The following is a 21,697-nucleotide window of genomic DNA, read 5'->3' on the forward strand; positions in this document are numbered from 1 at the left end:
TTTTTTTATAAATAATATGCCGGTTTCCTCTACACAAACGTGTTTTTATTTTTCACATCTGTATTAGTAAGCAATAACCTGCTGTTATATTATTCCCTTTTTAACTTATTTTTTCTCTTAGAATAATATGTAAACGATTTAATTCTCCTTAGTTTTTCTCTCTTCTCAAGAAAATTATACAAACACTTCTTCCTTTTATAGGTAAATACCTATACATTTCTGATCATTCCTCCATACATTATAGTAACCGCAGTATTAGCGGGAAATGATAAAGGAGGTCATCTCATGTACGGATACTCATATTGCTATCCAACAACTTGTTCATATCCTTCCTACGGTTATGGCGGTTCTTGTGGCGGATCTGGAAGCGGCTTCGCCTTAATCGTTGTGTTGTTTATCCTTTTAATTATCGTTGGTGCTGCTTGCATTCGCTAATTAATGTAAAATGAAACAACTATGGAAAGAAACAGACGGCTTTGCCGTCTTTTCTTTTTATTACATAACTTATCTGTAGAAGATTTGTTTCCAAGTAGCTCTTCCTTACTTGCCGATGACTTTTTTTATCTCCTTTGGTAGACTAAAGGAGAAAGGAGAGATTACATATGCTTACAATGAATGAGGTAATTCGTGAAGGAAATCCTATTTTGCGCGACGTCGCAGAAGAGGTCTCCTTACCTGCTAGCGAGGAAGATACAAATACTCTTAAAGAAATGATTGAATTTGTAATAAATAGCCAGGACCCTGAAATGGCTGAAAAATATAATTTACGCCCCGGAATCGGATTAGCGGCTCCGCAAATCGGTATTTCAAAGAAAATGATTGCGGTTCATGTAACTGATACGAACGATACGTTATATAGCTACGCATTATTTAACCCAAAAATCATTAGTCATTCTGTTGAACGTACATATTTACAAAATGGTGAAGGCTGTCTATCTGTAGACCGTGAAGTACCTGGTTATGTCCCTCGTTACACGAGAATTACAGTAAAGGCAACAACGATTAACGGTGAAGACGTAAAACTGCGATTAAAAGGTTTACCAGCAATTGTATTCCAACATGAAATCGACCATTTAAACGGTGTTATGTTCTATGACCATATTAATAAAGACAATCCATTTGTGGCTCCCGATGATTCAAAACCTCTCGAGCGATAATAGTAAAAAGGCGGAAGTTAACCTTCCGCCTTTTTATTATATGAAATGGGTTCCACACTTACTTATAACAAGCCAGCCCACTTTAATCCGTGATAAATACCGTCTTCATTAACATCTTTTGTCACATAATTAGCAAGTTTTTTCAAATCCTCATGACCATTCCCCATCACAATGCCCGTTCCTACTGCTTCAATCATTTCTAAATCATTTAATCCGTCCCCAAATGCATATACTTGTTCACGATTAAATCCTATTTTCTCAATAAACTTCTCAATCCCTTTTGCCTTAGAACCACCATTAGGGATAATATCCATTGAATATGCATGCCAGCGTATAAAATGAAAATCTGGATAATGATGAATAAACTTTTCTTCTTCGTTTACTTCACAAAAAAGAAGCGTTTGATAAATATCGCGTTTCTCATAAAAATCAGGTTCATATGCCGGATGATTGAATTGTAAGCTTCCAAAACCTTCTTTTACATAATCATGATATTCCACTGACGCTCTCATTTCTTGATGGTCAAGATATACAAGTGGATATCCTTCTTGTTTTGCAAACTGAGTAAACTTATGTAGAGCATCAGGATGTAATGGATTATTAAATAATACCTCATCCTCAAATACAACATACTGCCCGTTAAAACTAACATAATTATGTATATTGAGTTCCTCACGAATATCTTCAAACATAAATGGCGCACGCCCTGTCGCAATCGCTACATGCACACCTTTTTCTTGTAAATCTCTTACTGCATCTCTTGTAGATTGCGGAATTTTCTTATCATGATCTAATAATGTTCCATCAATATCAAAAAAGACAATTTTATCACTCATTTGTCAAAATCCTTTCTGGCACTCTATATTCCTATTTTGATTATCACTTTTCAAATTTCAAAAAAAAGTATAACATATTAAACATCTGTGAAGAAAGCGTTCACTTTCTGACCTTATTTATGAAATGTGCATATACTATTAGTGAAAAAATGTGGATACTTGTTCGGATGAATTTTCTTTTCTATTCTTCCTCATACTATATCTATAACTAACGGCTACTAATCGTTACTACAAGATAACTTACACTATACTAAAAAGAACAAGATTCACTATTCACTTCTAATCTTCTTTCTTGTATGGGAGACAGAGTTATCATTAGTAATATGCATGTTTTAAATAAGGAAAGGAAGGAGTAATCATGCTGAAGAAGCTGAAGAAAAAGCTCAAGCGTTATTTAAACGATTTAGTCCGTAAGAAGACAATCGCTTAAATTGTGCCCATTTCGGGCTTTTTCTTCATTCTCATTCGAAAAAACATGAAAATCGTGACTGTTTGCTTTATAATAAGTAACAGATAATGCAAAACATAGACAAGGAGAGGTTTTCCAAATGATTTTTAAAGTATTTTATCAAGAAAAATTAACTGAGGTCCCAGTACGTGAAAATACAAAAGTTTTATATTTAGAGGCTACGTCTCAAAAGGATGTTCGTAAAAAATTAAATAAGTTCGCATATAATATCGAGTTCGTTCAGTCTGTTACTGGTGCTCATCTTGAATATGAAAAACAAAACGCTGATTTAATATTAGCGGAGATCGTATAGTCATATGAAATTCCTAAAAAATGATCAAGCTGCCGTTTTTGCCCTCGGTGGTCTTGGTGAAATCGGTAAAAATACATATGCTGTTCAATTTCAAGATGAAATTATTATAATTGATGCTGGAATTAAATTTCCAGAAGACGAACTCCTCGGGATCGATTATGTAATACCAGATTACACTTATTTTGTGCGAAACGAAGATAAAATTAAAGGGTTATTCATTACACATGGTCACGAAGATCATATCGGTGGAATTCCTTATCTATTACGTCAAGTAAACATTCCAATTTACGGCGGAAAATTAGCAATTGCCCTAATAAAAAACAAATTAGAAGAGCACGGATTACTTCGTAAAGCAAAACTTTATGAAATTCAAGAAGATGATGTTATTAAATTTAAAAAGACATCTGTTTCCTTCTTCCGTACAACTCACAGTATTCCGGATTCATACGGAGTTGTTGTGAAAACACCTCAAGGACAAGTCGTTCATACAGGTGATTTCAAATTTGATTTCACACCAGTAGGTGAGCCAGCAGATTTAACAAAAATGGCCGAAATCGGAAAAGACGGTGTACTTTGTCTCTTATCTGATAGTACAAACAGTGAAGTGCCAAACTTTACGATGTCTGAGCGCCGCGTTGGTGATAGTATTCAAGATATATTCCGCAAAGTAGACGGTCGTATTATATTCGCAACCTTTGCATCGAATATCCATCGCTTACAACAAGTTGTTGAGGCTGCTGTTGAAAACAATCGTAAAGTAGCTGTATTCGGTCGAAGTATGGAAGCGGCTATTGAAATCGGACAAAACCTTGGTTATATCCGGTGTCCAAAGGATACATTCATAGACACAGCTCAGCTAAACCGCCTACCAGCTAATAAAGTTGTTATGTTATGTACAGGTAGTCAAGGGGAGCCGATGGCAGCACTTTCACGTATTGCCAATGGTACACATCGTCAAATTCAAATTATCCCTGGCGATACAGTTGTTTTCTCTTCTTCACCAATCCCAGGCAATACAATTAGTGTAAGTCGTACAATTAACATGTTGTACCGCGCTGGTGCTGATGTAATCCATGGTAAACTCTCAAATATTCATACGAGTGGACACGGTGGACAAGAAGAACAAAAGTTAATGCTACGTCTTATTAAGCCGAAATATTTCATGCCAATTCATGGTGAATATCGTATGCAACGTATGCATATGAAATTAGCGAATGATTGTGGTATTCCAGAAGAAAATTGTTTCATTATGGATAATGGAGATGTTCTTGCTTTACGTTCTGATGAAGCAAGCGTAGCTGGGAAAATCCCATCTGGCTCTGTCTATATCGATGGAAATGGTATTGGAGATATCGGTAATATCGTATTACGTGATCGTCGCATTCTTTCTGAAGAAGGACTTGTTATTGTAGTTGTAAGCATTGATATGAAAGAATTTAAAGTTGCAGCAGGACCTGATATCATCTCGCGTGGTTTCGTTTATATGCGTGAAAGCAGCGATTTAATCAACGATGCTCAAACATTAATTACAACACATTTAGAAAAAGTAATGGAGCGAAAAACAACACAATGGTCTGAAATTAAAAATGAGATTACAGACACATTAGCACCATTCCTATACGAAAAAACGAAACGTCGTCCAATGATTTTACCAATCATTATGGAAATATAAGAAAAAGGACAATGCCTCCTCGGCATTGTCCTTTTCTCTTATCTTAAAAAATGCTTAAAACGATCTACTTCATCGTCATGACCAATTACAATTAATATATCTCCCGCCTGAACGTTTTCTGTAGCTCGAGGAGATACGATAACTTCTTTCCCACGTTTAATTGCTACAATGTTCAAACCAAACTTCGCACGAATATCTAATTCAATTAAAGAGTGCCCATCAATTTTTTTATTTGCGATAATCTCTACAATACTATGCTCATCTGAAAGCTCTAGGTAATCTAACACATTACTTGATGCGATATTATTAGCAATCCTTTTTCCCATATCTCGTTCTGGATGCACAATATGATCTGCCCCTATTTTACTTAACACTTTTTCATGATAGTCATTTTGAGCTTTTACAGTAATATTTTTCACACCTAATTCTTTCAAAATTAACGTTGTTAAAATACTTGAATTCAAATTATCTCCAATAGCAACAACTACATGATCAAAATTACGAATACCAAGACTTTTTAATACCATCTCATCTGTTGAATCTGCAATTACAGCATGCGAAGCTATATTTGCAAACTCATTAATTTTATCCTCATCTGAGTCAATTGCCATTACTTCCATACCTAATTGAGCTAATTCACGGCAAATACTTCCACCAAAACGGCCAAGCCCAATAACAGCAAATTCTTTCTCTTTTTCGCCCACAGGAATTCCTCCAATAACATCAAATACTATGTACTTTTATTGTAACATACTTTAAATTCGCTACAAAAACCTGTATATACTTCTTATTTTTGTTTTTGCATATAAAAATACTGTTGTAAATAAAACGCGATACCGAAAATTAACATACCAAATACAAATATATTTCCAAATGAACTAAATGTTTCAAAAACGAACAATAGCGTTTCTTGTCCGAAAAAAGCAAATAAAAGTTGTGTAAATGCGAATAACAGTGCCAATATGTAATGATGTTGATGAAATAAATAATGTGTTGCGCCTAAAAAAGCTACAAGCGAAACAATGAAGATCCACCAAGTTTCTAAAAACAATTGCCAATTAGTAAATTGATATCCATTTACTAATATCGCAATAATTCCTATAACTGCCATCGTCGGCACACTCCATAATAATGCACGTCCTCTAAAGAAGTGCGCACCTTTTGCATCTCCTTTTTCATTTGCGATGTATGTTAGCACGACAGTACTTATATACAAAACAGAGAGGATTGTTAAAACAATGATAAGCCAAAAATGTAATTGATAATATTCATGTTCTATATTCGTCACAATTGCAGCTAACATACATGGAATAAACATCCCTGTCCAACCATCTATTTTTCTTTCGTTCCAAAACACCGTATTACCAATCCGAATTCCTAATAGCATAAAAATAATGATACCTAGTACAAATAACGTAGTCTTATTCCCTACTAAACTCGTCGAGAAAGCAATTAATCCAATAAATAAAAAAAGAACAAATCCATTCATAATTTCTAGTACAGGTGACAAATATCTTTTCACCCATTTGTATGTTTCTTCATATTCACTATTATTTGCTAAACGATAGGCGTAAAAACTTATCCCAAAATAAACCGCCGCAATAATAACATATGCATATAAGACGAAACATAAAATCGCACTGCTAATTTGCACGTAATTCCCCACCCTTTTTTCTATGTATCACATTGATTTTACACACTTTTCATACTAAAAGTAAACATATATAGGGTAGTTAAATAATTATCTTCCCTATTAGCAATAATTAATAATGAGCAGTGGCTAAAAACCCCCTGCTCATTATTAAGACGTCAAATTCAACTTTACTCATTTGTATGAAGATGTCTAACACTAACGAATACGAAAGATGTTTTCGTCTCTGAACTAAGAAGTCCCCACTCTAAACTATTGCACAATTAGCGAGTAAGTTCACTTTCTATTTCCCTTCCACTTCACATATTGATTTAAAAATACAATTGCTTTCTCAATAACCTCTTCGTCTGGTTTTAATTTCGCATGATGTAAACCATATTCTGAATTTACTCCAAGCCAAAACATAAATCCAGGTATCTCTCGAAGCATATAACCAAAGTCTTCACCTGTCATTGCCTCCGTACACGTAATTACGTCCATAGTCGTTTGTTCACGTGTAAATTGCATAAACTCTCTCGTTAGCTCCTCATGGTTATACACTTGATGATACATCGCTCCGTAGTCAATAACAGCTTCACATTGAAAAGAAGCTTCTATTCCCGCAACAATTGCCTCAATTCGGCTTTTAACACGTTTCATTGATTCCACTGATAGCGTTCGAATTGTTCCTTCTAAACGAGATTTTTCTGCGATAATGTTTTGAACTGTACCACCTGTAATTTTCCCAATTGTAATTACCGCACTGTCAAGAGGGTTCACATTACGACTAATAACTGATTGAAGTTGTGTAACGAGATGACTCGCTGCAACAATCATATCATTTGCTGTATGCGGATATGCAGCATGTCCACCTTTTCCTTTTAAATCAACGTATAGCTCTGATGTATTCGCAAATAATAAACCTTCTTTTGTCGCAATTGTTCCCACAGAGTATTCAGGCGCAATATGAAGTCCAAGAATCATATTAGGCTTCCATTCTTTTAACTCATCGCTTTCTAACATAGGAAGTGCACCACCTGGACCTTCTTCAGCTGGTTGGAATATAAACACAAGATCATCATCTATTCTTTCGCTTACAGCCGCTGTTAGAAGTCCTAAACCGATTGTTGCATGCAAATCATGTCCACATGCATGCATCATTCCTTCATGGACAGAAGAGAATTCATATCCAGTTTCCTCTGTAATTGGTAGACCGTCTATATCTGCACGATAACCTATTATTTTTTCTGGATTTTTTCCATTTACTTTAACAATTACACCTGTTTTCCATGTTTTCACTTCCAAATATTCATTAGGAAGCGTTCCTATATAATCTAAAATATACTGTTGTGTTTTCCACTCTTTAAATCCGATCTCCGGAATTTTATGTAAATCTCTACGAACTTGGACAAATTTGCTTACTGTCATTTTTGCACCTCTATCTATAAAAAGCGTAAGAGCACATTCATGCTCTTACGCTTTTCATTTTTTATTTCTCTGGGTTTAATTGACGAAGCTCTTGTTTAATTTCAGTTTTTGCTTTTGTCTTCTCATCAATTTCTTTAATTACACGTGCCGGAGTTCCCGCAACAACTGTATATGGAGGCACATCTTCTGTTACAACAGCTCCTGCTGCTACAACCGCACCTTTACCTACTGTAACGCCTTCTAGAACAACTACATTTGCACCAATTACAACATCATCTTCAACGATAACTGGTTTTGCAGAAGGTGGCTCAATAACACCGGCAAGTACAGCACCTGCACCTACGTGACAGTTCTTACCAACTGTTGCACGTCCACCAAGCACTGCGTTCATGTCGATCATAGTACCTTCACCAATTACAGCACCAATGTTAATTGTTGCATTCATCATGATAACAGCGTTGTCACCAATTTCTACATGGTCACGAATAATCGCGCCTGGCTCAATACGAGCTTTAATACCTTTTAAATCAAGCATTGGAATTGCAGAATTACGACGGTCATTCTCAACTACATAGTCAACAATGTGCTTGTTATTTTCATCAAGAATTGTCTTAATTTCAGACCATTCTCCGAATAATACACCAGATTTTTTATTTACAAATGCTTGTACTGTTTCAGGGAATGTTACCTCTTTTAAATCCCCTTTTATGTATACCTTTACAGGAGTTTTCTTTTCACTGTTTTGAATAAACGAAATAATTTCGTTAGCGTCCATCATTTTCATTCTTGTTGCCTCCTAAATCCATTTATAATGTTACTCTACCAAACGATAGAGCGAGTAGCAAGACAATAATCTTATTTTTCCATTTGAATTTCTTCTATAGTTTCTAAAAATGCTTGTACTTGCTTCAACTGCCTTGCCGAGTCACTCGTCAATAACCATGTTTCTCTCGTTAATTGAACAGGTGTTTTATACATATTTTCCTGCACTTCTTTTAAAACAGTCGAAGGTAAAAGAGCATAACCTATTCCATTTAAAACAAGCTGTTTGCACGTTTCAATTTGGTCAACTACAATTGTTCGCTTAGGTGGATTTGAAAATAATCCATACCACCAATTTTGTATTTGTCCATAGTAGGTCGAATCACTTTTAAATTGAATAAATGGTCTATTTGTCTCTTTTAACATCGAAATATCTTTTATTTCTTTATCAACTAAATATAATTCATCTTCAAATAATTGTTGTTTCTGCCCTTTGTATTCTTGTGATCCTCTCAGTATAGCAACATGAACGTCTCCTTCATAAAATTGCTTTTGCACTTCACTACTCCAGCCAGTAAACAGAGATATCTTCACAGAAGGATACTTATGCACAAATTTTTTCAAAACAGGTGGAAGCCAATATTGCCCAATGACTGATGCAACAGCTATTTTTAACGTACCGTATGTTTCGGTTCTAAAAAGAGCCAGTTCACTTTTAATACCCTCTTCCCGTTGTAACATTTCTTTTGCATAATTTGCAACTTTTTCCCCTTCAGGTGTAATTGTTAATCCTTTTTGTGAACGAATAAAAAATTTCATTCCCCATTGTTTCTCCATAGATTGTAATCGTTGACTAAGCGCAGGTTGGGAAACAAATAAACGTTCCGCCGCTTTTCTCATATTTGATTCCTGAGCTAACACAACCATCATTTGAAAATCATCAATTTGCAACTTTCTCCCTCTTTCCTTAGCTTCCATACACCTAATTTTAATAAGTATTTCATCCTTAATTTAATTGCATACTTTTATACATTAGAACAGTTTGTTAGTTCAAACTTTTCTTATGCTTTATGTCTTTTTAAATATAATACATACACAACTGATATGCACGAAAAAAAGTGACTTCGCCTTTTCTGTGAAGTCACTTTCCCTACGTTATCGATTATGCTGTCTCACTTTTTTATTCAACAATTTTAAAATAGCCCGCCGTGTTAAAATACCCTCGAAGTAACCTTCTTCATTGACAGCGCAAATAAAAGGATGATCAATTGTCATTTCTAAAGCTTTTGCAAAAGAATCTTCTAACGTAAGAACTGGAATCTCTTCCTTCATCACTTGTTCCACTTTCATATTCTCAAGTCTTTCAAACTCAATGCGCTCTAATCCTAAAATACCATCTAAAATCATAGCAGTACTAATTAACCCATGTAATTTATACATAGGGTCTAAAACAGGAATCGCCGAATATCCAGATTTCACAAGAACGAGTAAAGCATGTTCTAGACCATTCCCTATTTGTACATGTGCTACTTTATCTGATGAAATCATTAAATCCTTCACAAGAATTTGTTGAAACTCGTCTTTCGGAATACTAATCATGTTACATCCCCCATTTTCCCTTTTTCCTGCTAATATTCTCCGATCCTATTCACATTTTATGATAGCGTTTTCATATTATTATTTTGTCCTGACATTCTTCTAATAAAAATAAAAATACATAACTATTTTAGCATATAACATAAAAAAAAGACTACCATTCCGGTAGTGCTTAATACCCTTTATTTTTTAATCGGTAAAACAATCTTGTGATTTTTTTATATTGCGTCACATCTGTCTGCTTTAAACCATTCTCAATGTCTGTAAGCTCCACCGCTAAAATTTCGCTCGCGTAATTTTGCTGAAACAGAATATCCAACAATAAATTTTCTTCTTCTCTTGTTAAAACAAATTCCTTTTCCATATGCTCCTCTCCTTGCACTCGCATCATCACTCTCATTATATAAATTTTTCAGTCTATTTAACAGATGTAATATTCAGTTTTTGTTAGAAATACTTAACGACTGCGAATATATAGACATCATTTCACATTATTTCGTATATCTGTTTGCATAACTAAATGCCGCATAAGCATCTGGTTTAATTTTTGCTGTTAATCCCATTGCTTGAATTTTCATCGTCATATCTAAAATAAATTCTTTTGTTAAACCATCATTCCCGATATCTAAATGAATTTCCATTATGAATCCTGCTCCATCTTGAGCGTATGGGTGCAATAAATCCCATATCGCTTGTATATGATTGGGAGTAAATAGATAGGCGATTTCTTGACTAAACTGTGTTTCTAAATATATTTTCTCTCGCAACGTTGCTGGCTTATTTTTCACTGATTTATGATGCAAACATCCCCATGCTCCTTTTCCAACACGATGAATATGTATCGCTGTAATAAACCTCGTATCCTTTTGATGCGCTTGTGAGTCTGTCCCAATAGATAATCGATATAAATTTCGCGGATCCTTTTCAATGAAACTACAAATACGGTTAAATACCATATCAAAATTCAAATGTCTCTCTGAAACATTATAAAATGTATGCTCACCGTCCACATAGTCACGTCCTTTCAATTAGACAGACTTTTCGTATTCTCATTGTATGGGACAAAAACAAAAATTATAACTTACTACCCTTTATTCGTTTCAATATTTCGAATTACATAATTACAAAATCTACATGTATATATTACATTTTGATTAGACTGGGCGGTTAATACGTGATTAATTTCAGCATGACTGTGACAATTAGGACAAATAACAATCGGTAAGCGTTCCATCCTTTGCACCTCCTATTAATATTTACTATCATTGTAGGGAAAATAAAAAATTCCTATACATATACATTTGAAAAAACTCTTTTATTTAATCGCGACTTAAATTACAACTTCTACTACCTATATAGCCCATTAATTAATATAACTAAAAAAGGTACCGCCATTTGGCAGTACCTTTTTTATATGTATCAAGAAATGATATCGTAAATCTCAATTGCAACCATATCGATGTTATCGAATTGATACACTTGAGGTTTTTCACCTTGTTGATACACTTCTAACTCATACATTTCACTTTTATCGAAAAATTTCACGCTACATTTGCGCTCACCGTTCACTTCAAAATAGCGTTGTGCTACTTCACCGCTTTCAGCTTGTTCTTGTAGACTAACAAGTCGAGTTAAAATTCCTTGGAGTAGAGACATGAAATCTCTCCTTTCTCTGATCTTCCTACCAATAGGTTTTACAGCTATACTCATTCTATCCGTCATAACAGAAAAAACGTTCCACAATCTAGGATAAAGGTTCTTGGCCAGAAACTCAACTAAAATTTGTCGAAATAAGAAGTAAAAAGATGAAAGATCATCTTTTTACTTCTTTATTGCGCTTTTTATACTGGCAGAATATAATAAACAACAGAAAAAGGGAGGAATTACAATGAAAAAAATTGAGGTTTATACACAACCTGATTGTCCGCCTTGTACCATTGTAAAAGAATTTTTAAAACATAATAACGTTGTATATGAAGAATTTGACATAAAAAAAGACGCTGCTGCACGCAATCGTCTTTTATATGACTATGAATCCTATTCAACTCCAACAGTTGTAATTGACGAAGAAGTTGTGGCAGGTTTTCAAATTGAAAAATTACAACAGCTACTCGGTATAGAATAGGAATAGGCAACACCTATTCCTATTCTCATAATTGTTGTAACCTTTTTATTTCAGTCAATAGTTCCTGACTTTCATGATACCCTGCTAATTTCCATTTTCCATTATCCTTTTGCAATGTCACAATTTGATATTGTCCACTCTTTGTCCGCTCATAGACATATAAATTTTTATGTTCTTCATCATAAGACATTTTTGTTTCTGAATTAAAAGAAAACGGAGCTTCTTTTGCTGGAAGTAAATATTCACCACTTTGTTTTTCATTTCTACTGTTTTCATCTGTAAAAACTTGAAGGAAATTATTTGTAAAATATGGTGATAACGTCTCTATCATCTTATTCATAGGTATTTGCTTCCCGCGGATTGAAAATTGCGTCTCATAACCTTTTTGTATCGTTGTAAACACTTCTTTCCGATCCACTTTCACTTCTTCTTTTCCTAAAACAGTTGTGACACTATAGCCAACTAGAAAGGCAACACATATAAATAGAACAAACCATATTCCATATTTCTTCATTTTTTCACCTTCCTTTTAAAAGAGCTTGTCTTTGTAGTATTCATTGTAACAATGATTATGCAAAGAAAGGGATGATTTCGTTCGTAAAATCTTTACAACGATAGACAGCATTTTCATCATCATGTTCACTATTACCAATTTATGATAAAAACAAACAAAAAAATACACGAATCTCTTCGTGCATTAAAATAAAACATCTTCTTCATATAAATATTCGTACGATAAATCTATAAATAAAAAGTTTTCATCATCAATCGGGAATGAAAATGTTCGTACCATTTCACCAGTTTCGATATCAGCATATAAATCTGAAAGTCTTGCCTTATTCTCAAAACGCATTTTCATTATATTTTCTAGAAAATACGGGCGCCAGCTCCAGTTCTTCATATAATACTCTGGCATAATGATCCATCCACCATCTTTTTTCATAATATTACCCGATTGTTGAAAACCATCTTCATTACAAATAAATATCCGAAAACTATATTGTGATATGCTTTGGCTAAATTGTAATAACCAATCATTTATATCTTCATTCTTTTTTTGTTTTGACAGAACATCACCAATTCGATCACGTAACATCTCTGTTAAATTATAAATTTTTTGCAACTTCTTCTTCTCATGCAGAATAAATTGATGACATTCATTACCAAGTCGCTCTTTTAAAACATTCGTTTCAATAAAATCAGGTAAACATTCTTTCAAATAATTACCTTGATAATACCTACCACCGTTTTTCCAAGCATATTGTAGTTGATAAAAAGCATCAATTTCTTCATATAACAATGTCGCACCAATTCTTCTAGCAAGTAAAGATAAGGAATATAAAATATCTTGATAAGATTGTAAAAGTGCAGTTTGCCTTAAATTTGTTAAATCTACTTTTAAAATATCCGGTGCTAACACGCTAATACGCTCTAAATTACTTGTACCCGTTCCGACTTTATTAATCGAAATTTGAATACCATATGTACGATAATACATGAGTAAATGATTAAATTGTTCTATATCTTCTTTACATTCATGTTCTGTTATTTCCAGAACAATGCGTTGTAAGTTCAAACCTTGTTCTTCATACATCAGCAAAAGTTGAAGTAAACTTTCATCTTCATCATTCATTAATACATTAGCATTCCGATGTATAAATAATAATAATTTTTGATCCGTTTCTAAATACCTATTTAACGCTTTTTCTACGATGATGTTATCCGCTTCAAGTTGGAACTCACTCGGAATAGAATCATCATGGAAGAAAGATGCTAAACTTTGTATGCCCTCTTCTGTTTGAATTCGTCCTACAACTTCATATCCAATTATTGTATGCTCATCAGCACTAAAAATAGCTTGATAATAAGGAAGGACTTTATCCAAGTTACTCATTACATCTAATGCATCTATCAACGTGCTTCCCTCCCTTTACTTTTCAAAAATTATAACACGATATTTACGGAAAAATAATAAAAAATCCCTTCAGTTTTCCTGAAGGGATTAGAGGGGTAAAATGCTAAGGGGAATTAGCAATTCTACTATGAAGAAAAAAGAGGTCTTAAATATAACGTATATATCCCCTCTTGTAAACACATTTCTTTTAAGTGTCACAATTTCGTCATATTTTACCACAAAGAAATGAATAAATCATTCGTTTTTTTCATCCCTTTTAAAATGGATATTGATGCAAATGCTGGCCACCATCCATTGTCATACAAGTTCCATTTATGTATGCAGCTTCATCTGAACATAAATAATAAGCTAGACCCGCAATTTCTTCTGGTGTCCCCAGCCTACCAAGTGGGACACTTTGTATTGTACGCTTAGCCATTTCTTCTGAAATCCATAATTTATCGGCACCACCTGTACGTTCAATTGGTCCTGGTGCGATAGCGTTAACTCGTATTCCATATTTACGTCCCCACTCAACAGCAAGAGTTTTTGTCATCGCTAATACACCAGCTTTAGCTGCTGCCGAATGGATAACCCCTGGGCCTGCATCCCATGCATAAGTTGCCACCATGTTAATAATATTTCCTTTTATACCTTTTTCAATCCAATATTTCCCAATAGCCTGACTACAATAAAATGTACCATTTAATACAATATTAATTACCGAATTCCAGCCATTCACAGATAAGTCCTCTGCTGGACAAATAAAGTTTCCAGCTGCATTATTTATTAAAATATCAATTCGTCCAAACTTCTCATCAATATGTTCAATCATTTTTTGAATATCATCAGTATTTCGTACATCCATTTGTACAGATAATACTTGGCCTGGAAACTGTTCAATTTCTAACTTTGCTTCTTCTAGCTTTTCTTTTGTACGCCCTGTAATAACAACACGTGCCCCTTCTTTCGCAAAACGTATCGCCATCCCTTTTCCCATTCCACTTGATCCACCTGTTATAATAACTACCTTCTCTTTCACATACATCCCCTCCAAAAAATGAATACACATTCATTTTATCACTTTATTTGATAGAAATCTTTATATTTTTCAATTTTTCTGATATTTTAACGTAAAGAGGTTTCTTTTCGTTCATTTTTTTCGTAATCTATACTACTTTTTTAGTATTTAAAATATATTTTAAAAAAACTGAAGGGAGGTTCGAGTAACCTGTATATGAAGAAAATTACAAGAAGAAATTTTTTAAAATCTGGAATGCGCACTTGTCTATGTTCATTTATAACCGCAAGCATCGGCTATTATTATGCTAAATATATAGAGCCCTATTTGCTTTCTTTTACGCAACACACACTTAAATCACCACTCATACCAAAAGGTTTTCATGGTATGAAGATCCTTCAATTTAGCGATTTACATCTAGGATACTATTTCTCTCTCCAACATTTATCTCAAATCGTTTCCAAGATTAATGCTGAAAAGCCAGATATTGTCCTTTTTACTGGTGATCTCATTGATGATTACCAAACATATACCGAGGCTTCTTTTGTTGCATCCATTTTAAAGAATATACAGGCACCCTTCGGTAAATTTTCTATTTATGGTAACCACGACCATGGCGGATATGGAACTGAATACTATGATCACATCATGCGCGAATCTGGATTTGAACTTTTGCTAAATAGCGAAAAGCGAATTCGTTTACTGGATAATAGTGAAATTTCTATTTTCGGACTCGATGATATGCTACTGGGTAAACCAAAAATAGCGAAAACTTTACAACATGCAAAACAAAATATTTATACAATTGTTCTCGTTCACGAACCAGATATCGCGCCACAAATCGCTACATATCCAATCAATCTTCAACTTTCTGGTCATAGCCATGGCGGACAAGTACAAATTCCTTTTTTAGGTGCTATTATTACCCCGTCGCTTGCAAAAGAATATATTGAAGGTTTCTATAACATTCAAGGTTTGACTCTCTATGTCAATCGAGGTATTGGAAGAACACGTGTCCCATTCCGCTTTATGTCAAAACCTGAAATCACACTCTTCATCCTACAACATTCGTAACAATTCGCCTATTTCCTTACATATCCTTCCTTGTACTCGCTCATCCACGCTTGGTCCACCATATGATAAAAATGAGTCCAGTAAAGGAGGTTTGTTCATGTATCCATATTATCAACCGATCCCAGTTCGTTCAGCACCTTTTGGCCCAGCAGGCGACTCACGCTTCTTTCCATTTTTCGGTGTTCCCTTTCTAGCTGGAATTGCTGGCGGACTGCTAGGCGGAGCATTAGCTTTCGGGCCTAGACCGTTTTATCCGCCTTATCCACCGCCTTTCCCACCACCAGCACCTTTTCCTTGTTACGGAGGGCCTTGTCAACAACCATACTATTATTAATTTAAACCAACCATTCTTCTAATGTTTTTCTCTCAACGAACCGACTCATCACACGCCTATAATAAAAACTATTCTCTCTACTCATCCTTCCATTTTGAGAATATATGAGTAGAGAAAAAAAGTAAAAACCTCTTAAATTCAATAAGAGGTTTTTACTTTTTTCACACTATTCAGCGTCTGTATTTTGATACGCCATCTTAAATAAATTCACTTGGCTATCAATTTCTTCTATACTACTATTAATTATATAATAATAGTCACCATCTTTATTTTGTTCACGTGTTTTCACATTATCAGCCAAAACCAGCTGTAAAATTGCCTTTATTCTCGCTTTCATTTCAATATCTAAAATTGGGAAGGATATTTCTACTCGTTTTTCCATATTTCGCGTCATCAAATCAGCTGAAGATAAATATATTTTTTCATCTCCATTATGATGGAAATAATAAATACGACTATGCTCTAAATATCTTCCAACAACACTAACTACACGAATATTTTCACTTACATTTGGAATCCCAGGTCTTAAACAACATGTCCCTCTAACGATGAGCTCTACCCTTACTCCAGCTTGTGATGCTTCATACATTTTTTTTATTAACGGTTTATCTGTTAACGAATTCATTTTAGCGATAATATATCCATTTCCATATTGTCTATGATAACGGATTTCCTCATCTATTAACTCCATAAACTGCTCTCTTATATCAAACGGGGCAACAGATAAATGATGAAAATGCGGTTTTTTTGTATAACCACTCAAATAATTAAAGAAATTTGTTGCATCTACACCAAAGTCTTTTCGCGATGTAATATATCCAAAATCGGTATACAACTTCGCTGTTGCATCATTATAATTTCCGGTTCCAAGATGTACAAACCTTTCAATTTTTCCGTTTCTTCTTCTTACAACTAACGTAATTTTACTATGCGTTTTCAAGTGACTTACTCCGTAAATAACGTGACATCCGGCCTGTTCCAATTCTTTAGCCCAATGAACATTATTCTCTTCATCAAACCTTGCCTTTAACTCAACCAATACCGTCACTTGTTTTCCTTTTTCAGCTGCTACCTTCAGCGCCTGAATTATTGGAGAATCTCCACTTACACGATATAATGTTTGTTTAATCGCAAGTACATTCGAGTCATCTGCCGCATCACGGACAAAATCAACGACTGGCTGAAACGACTCAAAGGGATGGTGTAATAAAATATCATGTTCTATCGCTTTTTCAAATACATCTTCCTCATCACCTAAATCTTGAGGAGGTTGAGGAATAAGAGCCGGATATACTAGATGTTCATATAAAGGCGCTAATTTTTTATATAAGGAGAATAAACATGTTAAATCTAACGGTCCATCCATCATGTACACATCTTCATCTTTTACTTCTAACACATCATACAATAACGCTAACACTCTTTCATCAATGTGTTCTTTACCAACTTCTAAACGAACGGCAGCTCCCCACTTACGCTTTTTCAATTCTTTTTCAATTACTTTTAATAAATCGCGTGCACCTTCTTCATGGATCGTTAAATCCGCATTACGTGTAATACGGAAACGAGTAACAGGTGATACGTTATATCCTGTGAATAGTTTATGAGTAAAACCACTAATTACATCTTCTAATAAAATAAATTTATGTTTTTGCCCTTCACTCGGTAAAAATATGAAACGCTCCAGTAATGAAGGCACTTGTACAATTCCTAACTTCGTACGATTTTCTTCCTCAGCCTGTTGCTCATCATATAAAATAGTAGCTAAATTCAAACTTTTATTTAATAACATTGGAAATGGACGATACGCATCAATAGATACAGGGGTTAAAACCGGAAATATTTGTTCATCAAAATACTCCTCGATAAATTCCCTTTGCTCTTTCGTCAAATCATGGAATGTTAAACGCTCAATCCCCTCTAGTTCAAGCGCTGGCAATACATAATTTTTAAACGTTTCATACTGCACAGTCATTAACTCATGCGATTTTATCGCAATCTTATTTAACTGTTTCTTTGGTGTTAAACCTGCTTTATTTTCTGGCTGATTAAATCCCGCACTTACTTGATCTTTCAAACCTGCTACGCGCACCATAAAAAATTCATCTAAATTCGAACTAAAAATACTAATAAACTTTAGTCTTTCTAATAGTGGATTATTTTCATCTTGCGCTTCTTGTAGTACACGTTCATTAAATGCTAGCCAGCTTAATTCACGATTATTATAATACGCTGTATCATTTAAATTTACTAAATTCCCCTTTAGCAATTCCATTCTCTTCACACTTCCCTTTGAAACTTTTTCACTATAATTTAGTTACTTTCATTTTATCAAATTACAATATTCCAAAGTGTTAATTTTCTGTAAAGACATCCGTACAACTTAACGTTTTGATTCAAATGATAAGTGAATATTTGTTTTCAATACTCTTTCTAGCTGCTTTTTTTGTTTTTCAGCTTGTACTTTTTCTGCTAATGCCGATTGCTCACATAAAATTCTAAACGTTAATCCTTCTTTATTTTCTGTTATGGATATCGTATCAACAAGCGATCTTTGTCTTACATTTAAAGCAGCTGAAAATTGTAAAACAGCGCCTAATAGGCGGATTTTTTTTTGTTCGCTTTTATCAAACCAACCTTCAAATGGAGATAAATGTTGTTTAAATAGCATTTTTGATTTATAAGATGCAATAAGCGCTAACCTCACTCGATCTTTATGCATCATGCCGTCAATTGTTTTATTTGCCAATAAATAAAACGTGTGTAAACGACTCGCTTCTTCGTCTATATATTTTCCAATATTAAATACTTTCGCTGCTTGATGGAATGCTTCCCAGTCTTTTATTGAAACAGAAATCAGTCCCATTTCTTCGAGTTGTTTACAAATCAATCTTCCATGTTTAATAAGTTGAATGACAAATTCCATATCCATTTCATATTCGTGTGATAACAAATGTAAGCTTTCTTCAACTACATTCGGATAATATGAAATCCCTAAATCTTTCGTCAACTCTTCATAGAAAACACCTTCTCTTAATCCTTTTTTGCTTAATACAAATGCCGTTGCTTCTATAATATTTACAAGTTTATGAAATACTTCAACCGCTGGAATAATTGTATCAGCTCGATCTTTTGCCAATCCTTCCATTTTCTGAAGTTCGATAAACGATTGTTTTTCCAATGCACCTTTTACATTTTCAATATCTTCTTCTTTCATTTTGTATAAATGTACTCCCGCTATAGGGTAGTTTGTTAAATTTTGGTGGATTTTCGCTAAGTTTCTCGCACTACCACCAATTGCAATAAGAGGCAATTTCTTATCAATTAACCATGGTAACGTTCGAAATTGACACTCTAAATACTCTCGAATTTCCTCTAATTCATCTTTAGTAGGAATATCACCTTTAATAAATAGATGTTTTAAAGAAAGCGCACCAAAAGGAAAACTATGGTACTCTAAAATCTCTCTATTTTTAATATATGTAACTTCCGTACTTCCGCCACCAATATCTACTGTTATTCCTTCCGAAAACGAAGTAGAATTCATAACTGCTAAATAGCCGTAACGTGCTTCCTCATATTCTGATAATACTCTAAGAGTAAAGTCTGTTTGTCCTTCAACAAGTTTTTTAATCTCCTCTTGATTCTCAGCCTGTCTAATTGTTGCCGTTGCAACACAAAGTACATGATGCAACTGATGGAATTTTGTACTTTCTTGAAATTGAAATAATGTTTGTAACAATACTTCTTTACCTTCTTCATTCAAAACACCATCGATTAAATAATTTCTTAACCGAGCAACCACTTTCGTATTTTCAATTTCTTTATAAAAGCCTCCATTTTGCTTTTCATAAATAACTAAACGCATTGTATTAGATCCAATATCTATAATGGCATATTGTAATTTTAATATTTCTTTCAAACTTCTCACTCTTTCATTATCAAATTTCTGAAACATATTCTATCACTATTATACAAAATAGTTGTTTTTTGTAACAATATTGCTTTAATATTGAAAATATATACAATTACTTTTTGCATATAATAAAAACCCATTTTATTTATGCTATAATAAGGAAAAATTGAAAGGAGATTCAATATGAAACCTTCACAACCCCAATCTCAATTACATAATCAACATTCTATTAATAGACTAGCTCAATCTATTTTCGTTGTGAATCGTCATGCTAAAGCTGCAACTAACCCTAAGTACTTATATTGGTTAAAAAAGACTGCTTTAGAACGCTTAATTACTGAAAAAAAGGCTATTAAAGAAGGATTACATTTTTCTAGAAATCCACGTTTTAGTCAACAACAATCCGATGTTCTTATACGTTTAGGTGATTATTTTTTCCATATCCCTCCTACGAAAGATGATTTTCGCACCCTACCGCATCTTGGTCACCTTGAATCCTCCTATCGAAATCCGAAAACAACCTTATCTTTAACAATAGCAAAAAAAACACTTCAAGATTATATTGGTCCTGAAGCATTAAAACAAGAAAAAAAATTAAGCGAAGCAGTTCCATGGTATAGCCGTACCTATACAAAAAAATAAAACAGTTTGGCCCATATTAGGCCAAACTGTTTTATTTTTTATCTTCCTTAATTTTAATATTCGCTTGTTTATAGAATGCAACTTTTTCTGTATTATATGATTTCGTATATTCATTAAACTTATCTTTTTCTGTCTCAATATCTTTATATGCTTGGTTTACTAACTTCACTTTCTCGCTAATATCTTTTAATTTTGTACCTTTATCTTGTAGCATTGTATATAATTCTTTTTCTTGCTTTAAAGATTTATTATAGCTATCGTACATCTTTTGGAATGAATCATGTCGTTTCTCATAAGTACTCTTTACTTTATCCGCCTGGTCTTTTAATTTATTATCTTCAATTTTCTTCACATGCTTATCCGCTGACTTCACTTCTTCTTGCGCTTTATTTAACGCCTCTTTTTCTTTAATAAGAACTTTTTCTCGCTCAGCTGTATTTTTCACCGCTTGATCAAGCTTATCCTTAACAGCCTGATTATTATCTTTTCCTTCTTGGACAATTTGATTATATAATACTTGCCCCTCTTTCTCTAATGACTCCAATTTTTTCGCATCTTCAAACATTGTTTTTTCTTGCTTGGCAGCATTTTCAAATGCAACATATAGCTCCTCTTCTGGTTTTGGGCCGAAACAACCAGCTAGTAAAGTCATTGATAATGCAGTTACAATTGCTAATTTATTATATTTCAACATCTTTTCCTCCTATTAATAAGCGACCATCGTGCCAAAAATCCCATGAAAAACATGTAACTTCTTTATCTATTTCACGCTCGCATCTTTTTTACGAAGATCATCAATAATTATTTATACTGCTTGTACAATTTTCGCACTTGAAATTATGTAATGTC

25 protein-coding genes are annotated in these 21,697 nt (G+C 33.9%); 8 read left to right on the forward strand and 17 right to left on the reverse strand.

Annotated elements, in window-relative coordinates:
* The first annotated feature begins 285 nt into the window (after positions 1 to 285).
* Both MR066_RS09705 and def read left to right on the forward strand, forming a co-directional pair.
* A complete protein-coding gene (locus MR066_RS09705; RefSeq protein WP_002014847.1) occupies positions 286 to 435 on the forward strand; it encodes a YjcZ family sporulation protein in 150 nt (49 codons plus the stop codon).
* Positions 436 to 602: 167 nt separating this feature from the next.
* A complete protein-coding gene (gene def / locus MR066_RS09710) occupies positions 603 to 1,157 on the forward strand; it encodes a peptide deformylase (protein ID WP_002014846.1) in 555 nt (184 codons plus the stop codon).
* Between the two features lie 62 nt (positions 1,158 to 1,219).
* Here def and MR066_RS09715 read toward each other — a convergent pair whose 3' ends face one another.
* The gene (locus tag MR066_RS09715) at positions 1,220 to 1,993 is read right to left on the reverse strand and encodes a Cof-type HAD-IIB family hydrolase (RefSeq protein ID WP_242246937.1); all 774 of its coding nucleotides are present in this window, start codon (positions 1,991 to 1,993) and stop codon (positions 1,220 to 1,222) included.
* Positions 1,994 to 2,541: 548 nt separating this feature from the next.
* Here MR066_RS09715 and MR066_RS09720 point away from each other — a divergent pair.
* Positions 2,542 to 2,754, forward strand: coding sequence for a DNA-dependent RNA polymerase subunit epsilon (locus MR066_RS09720; RefSeq protein WP_000576436.1), 213 nt, complete (start codon positions 2,542 to 2,544; stop codon positions 2,752 to 2,754).
* 4 nt (positions 2,755 to 2,758) lie between these two features.
* The gene (gene rnjA, locus MR066_RS09725; RefSeq protein WP_002033834.1) at positions 2,759 to 4,426 is read left to right on the forward strand and encodes a ribonuclease J1; all 1,668 of its coding nucleotides are present in this window, start codon (positions 2,759 to 2,761) and stop codon (positions 4,424 to 4,426) included.
* Positions 4,427 to 4,464: 38 nt separating this feature from the next.
* Here rnjA and MR066_RS09730 read toward each other — a convergent pair whose 3' ends face one another.
* The 10 genes from MR066_RS09730 to MR066_RS09775 all read right to left on the reverse strand — a co-directional run bounded on the left by MR066_RS09730 (position 4,465) and on the right by MR066_RS09775 (position 11,498).
* Entirely contained in the window at positions 4,465 to 5,130 is a 666-nt protein-coding gene (locus MR066_RS09730) for a potassium channel family protein (RefSeq protein WP_000504033.1), read from the reverse strand.
* 83 nt (positions 5,131 to 5,213) lie between these two features.
* The gene (locus MR066_RS09735; RefSeq protein WP_002014843.1) at positions 5,214 to 6,080 is read right to left on the reverse strand and encodes a hypothetical protein; all 867 of its coding nucleotides are present in this window, start codon (positions 6,078 to 6,080) and stop codon (positions 5,214 to 5,216) included.
* A 273-nt stretch (positions 6,081 to 6,353) separates the two neighbouring features.
* Positions 6,354 to 7,484, reverse strand: a complete 1,131-nt coding sequence (locus tag MR066_RS09740; protein ID WP_002033831.1) for an N-acetyldiaminopimelate deacetylase — start codon at positions 7,482 to 7,484, stop codon at positions 6,354 to 6,356.
* 61 nt (positions 7,485 to 7,545) lie between these two features.
* Positions 7,546 to 8,268, reverse strand: coding sequence for a 2,3,4,5-tetrahydropyridine-2,6-dicarboxylate N-acetyltransferase (gene dapD, locus MR066_RS09745; RefSeq protein ID WP_002014841.1), 723 nt, complete (start codon positions 8,266 to 8,268; stop codon positions 7,546 to 7,548).
* A gap of 71 nt (positions 8,269 to 8,339) precedes the next feature.
* Positions 8,340 to 9,224: a LysR family transcriptional regulator gene (locus MR066_RS09750; protein ID WP_242246939.1), complete on the reverse strand. Its 885-nt coding sequence runs from the start codon at positions 9,222 to 9,224 to the stop codon at positions 8,340 to 8,342.
* 177 nt (positions 9,225 to 9,401) lie between these two features.
* Positions 9,402 to 9,845 (reverse strand): cyclic-di-AMP-binding protein CbpB, encoded by a 444-nt coding sequence (gene cbpB / locus MR066_RS09755; RefSeq protein ID WP_002014839.1) that lies wholly within the window; start codon positions 9,843 to 9,845, stop codon positions 9,402 to 9,404.
* Between the two features lie 169 nt (positions 9,846 to 10,014).
* Positions 10,015 to 10,206 carry an antirepressor AbbA gene (gene abbA, locus MR066_RS09760; RefSeq protein ID WP_002145987.1) on the reverse strand — a complete coding sequence of 64 codons (192 nt, stop codon included), beginning with the start codon at positions 10,204 to 10,206 and terminating at the stop codon, positions 10,015 to 10,017.
* A 127-nt stretch (positions 10,207 to 10,333) separates the two neighbouring features.
* Complete coding sequence (locus MR066_RS09765) at positions 10,334 to 10,852, reverse strand: ribonuclease H-like YkuK family protein (protein WP_002033829.1); 519 nt, start codon at positions 10,850 to 10,852, stop codon at positions 10,334 to 10,336.
* Between the two features lie 74 nt (positions 10,853 to 10,926).
* On the reverse strand, positions 10,927 to 11,076 hold the full coding sequence (locus MR066_RS09770) for a hypothetical protein (RefSeq protein ID WP_002033828.1): 150 nt from the start codon (positions 11,074 to 11,076) through the stop codon (positions 10,927 to 10,929).
* 185 nt (positions 11,077 to 11,261) lie between these two features.
* Entirely contained in the window at positions 11,262 to 11,498 is a 237-nt protein-coding gene (locus tag MR066_RS09775) for a YkuJ family protein (protein WP_000055151.1), read from the reverse strand.
* Positions 11,499 to 11,730: 232 nt separating this feature from the next.
* Between MR066_RS09775 and MR066_RS09780 the strand changes: the two genes are divergently transcribed.
* Entirely contained in the window at positions 11,731 to 11,967 is a 237-nt protein-coding gene (locus MR066_RS09780; RefSeq protein WP_002014835.1) for a glutaredoxin domain-containing protein, read from the forward strand.
* Positions 11,968 to 11,992: 25 nt separating this feature from the next.
* Here MR066_RS09780 and MR066_RS09785 read toward each other — a convergent pair whose 3' ends face one another.
* The 3 genes from MR066_RS09785 to fadH all read right to left on the reverse strand — a co-directional run bounded on the left by MR066_RS09785 (position 11,993) and on the right by fadH (position 14,903).
* On the reverse strand, positions 11,993 to 12,481 hold the full coding sequence (locus MR066_RS09785) for a DUF3993 domain-containing protein (protein WP_002014834.1): 489 nt from the start codon (positions 12,479 to 12,481) through the stop codon (positions 11,993 to 11,995).
* A 183-nt stretch (positions 12,482 to 12,664) separates the two neighbouring features.
* Entirely contained in the window at positions 12,665 to 13,882 is a 1,218-nt protein-coding gene (locus MR066_RS09790) for an EAL domain-containing protein (RefSeq protein ID WP_002033827.1), read from the reverse strand.
* A gap of 256 nt (positions 13,883 to 14,138) precedes the next feature.
* Entirely contained in the window at positions 14,139 to 14,903 is a 765-nt protein-coding gene (gene fadH, locus MR066_RS09795) for a 2,4-dienoyl-CoA reductase (protein WP_002142976.1), read from the reverse strand.
* A gap of 195 nt (positions 14,904 to 15,098) precedes the next feature.
* Here fadH and MR066_RS09800 point away from each other — a divergent pair, with 195 nt between their 5' ends.
* Together MR066_RS09800 and MR066_RS09805 are read left to right on the forward strand one after the other, a co-directional pair.
* Positions 15,099 to 15,956: a metallophosphoesterase gene (locus tag MR066_RS09800; RefSeq protein WP_242246942.1), complete on the forward strand. Its 858-nt coding sequence runs from the start codon at positions 15,099 to 15,101 to the stop codon at positions 15,954 to 15,956.
* A 97-nt stretch (positions 15,957 to 16,053) separates the two neighbouring features.
* Positions 16,054 to 16,290 (forward strand): hypothetical protein, encoded by a 237-nt coding sequence (locus MR066_RS09805; RefSeq protein ID WP_002014830.1) that lies wholly within the window; start codon positions 16,054 to 16,056, stop codon positions 16,288 to 16,290.
* Positions 16,291 to 16,456: 166 nt separating this feature from the next.
* Here the strand turns inward: MR066_RS09805 and MR066_RS09810 are convergent, their stop codons facing one another.
* Positions 16,457 to 18,565, reverse strand: a complete 2,109-nt coding sequence (locus MR066_RS09810) for a polyphosphate kinase (RefSeq protein WP_002014829.1) — start codon at positions 18,563 to 18,565, stop codon at positions 16,457 to 16,459.
* Between the two features lie 108 nt (positions 18,566 to 18,673).
* Positions 18,674 to 20,248 carry a Ppx/GppA family phosphatase gene (locus MR066_RS09815; RefSeq protein ID WP_044442827.1) on the reverse strand — a complete coding sequence of 525 codons (1,575 nt, stop codon included), beginning with the start codon at positions 20,246 to 20,248 and terminating at the stop codon, positions 18,674 to 18,676.
* Positions 20,249 to 20,389: 141 nt separating this feature from the next.
* Here MR066_RS09815 and MR066_RS09820 point away from each other — a divergent pair, with 141 nt between their 5' ends.
* Positions 20,390 to 20,848: a YkyB family protein gene (locus tag MR066_RS09820; RefSeq protein ID WP_002066920.1), complete on the forward strand. Its 459-nt coding sequence runs from the start codon at positions 20,390 to 20,392 to the stop codon at positions 20,846 to 20,848.
* A gap of 31 nt (positions 20,849 to 20,879) precedes the next feature.
* On the opposite strand, the gene MR066_RS09825 is transcribed toward MR066_RS09820, so the two are convergent.
* Positions 20,880 to 21,542, reverse strand: a complete 663-nt coding sequence (locus tag MR066_RS09825; RefSeq protein ID WP_002066948.1) for a YkyA family protein — start codon at positions 21,540 to 21,542, stop codon at positions 20,880 to 20,882.
* Between the last annotated feature and the right edge of the window lie 155 nt (positions 21,543 to 21,697).

The sequence above is a fragment of the Bacillus cereus group sp. BfR-BA-01523 genome (assembly GCF_022662615.1).
Classification (GTDB): Bacteria; Bacillota; Bacilli; order Bacillales; family Bacillaceae_G; genus Bacillus_A; species Bacillus_A mycoides.

Bases quoted from the DNA above. Each gene is read 5' to 3' on its own strand.
- MR066_RS09715 (WP_242246937.1), bottom strand. From the start codon at position 1,993: ATGAGTGATAAAATTGTCTTTTTTGATATTGATGGAACATTATTAGAT.
- MR066_RS09785 (WP_002014834.1), bottom strand. From the start codon at position 12,481: ATGAAGAAATATGGAATATGGTTTGTTCTATTTATATGTGTTGCCTTT.
- MR066_RS09815 (WP_044442827.1), bottom strand. From the start codon at position 20,248: ATGTTTCAGAAATTTGATAATGAAAGAGTGAGAAGTTTGAAAGAAATA.
- rnjA (WP_002033834.1), top strand. From the start codon at position 2,759: ATGAAATTCCTAAAAAATGATCAAGCTGCCGTTTTTGCCCTCGGTGGT.
- MR066_RS09705 (WP_002014847.1), top strand. From the start codon at position 286: ATGTACGGATACTCATATTGCTATCCAACAACTTGTTCATATCCTTCC.
- MR066_RS09800 (WP_242246942.1), top strand. From the start codon at position 15,099: ATGAAGAAAATTACAAGAAGAAATTTTTTAAAATCTGGAATGCGCACT.
- MR066_RS09775 (WP_000055151.1), bottom strand. From the start codon at position 11,498: ATGTCTCTACTCCAAGGAATTTTAACTCGACTTGTTAGTCTACAAGAA.
- MR066_RS09825 (WP_002066948.1), bottom strand. From the start codon at position 21,542: ATGTTGAAATATAATAAATTAGCAATTGTAACTGCATTATCAATGACT.
- abbA (WP_002145987.1), bottom strand. From the start codon at position 10,206: ATGGAAAAGGAATTTGTTTTAACAAGAGAAGAAGAAAATTTATTGTTG.
- MR066_RS09805 (WP_002014830.1), top strand. From the start codon at position 16,054: ATGTATCCATATTATCAACCGATCCCAGTTCGTTCAGCACCTTTTGGC.
- MR066_RS09810 (WP_002014829.1), bottom strand. From the start codon at position 18,565: ATGGAATTGCTAAAGGGGAATTTAGTAAATTTAAATGATACAGCGTAT.
- MR066_RS09740 (WP_002033831.1), bottom strand. From the start codon at position 7,484: ATGACAGTAAGCAAATTTGTCCAAGTTCGTAGAGATTTACATAAAATT.
- dapD (WP_002014841.1), bottom strand. From the start codon at position 8,268: ATGAAAATGATGGACGCTAACGAAATTATTTCGTTTATTCAAAACAGT.
- def (WP_002014846.1), top strand. From the start codon at position 603: ATGCTTACAATGAATGAGGTAATTCGTGAAGGAAATCCTATTTTGCGC.
- MR066_RS09750 (WP_242246939.1), bottom strand. From the start codon at position 9,224: ATGGAAGCTAAGGAAAGAGGGAGAAAGTTGCAAATTGATGATTTTCAA.
- MR066_RS09780 (WP_002014835.1), top strand. From the start codon at position 11,731: ATGAAAAAAATTGAGGTTTATACACAACCTGATTGTCCGCCTTGTACC.
- MR066_RS09770 (WP_002033828.1), bottom strand. From the start codon at position 11,076: ATGGAACGCTTACCGATTGTTATTTGTCCTAATTGTCACAGTCATGCT.
- cbpB (WP_002014839.1), bottom strand. From the start codon at position 9,845: ATGATTAGTATTCCGAAAGACGAGTTTCAACAAATTCTTGTGAAGGAT.
- MR066_RS09720 (WP_000576436.1), top strand. From the start codon at position 2,542: ATGATTTTTAAAGTATTTTATCAAGAAAAATTAACTGAGGTCCCAGTA.
- MR066_RS09820 (WP_002066920.1), top strand. From the start codon at position 20,390: ATGAAACCTTCACAACCCCAATCTCAATTACATAATCAACATTCTATT.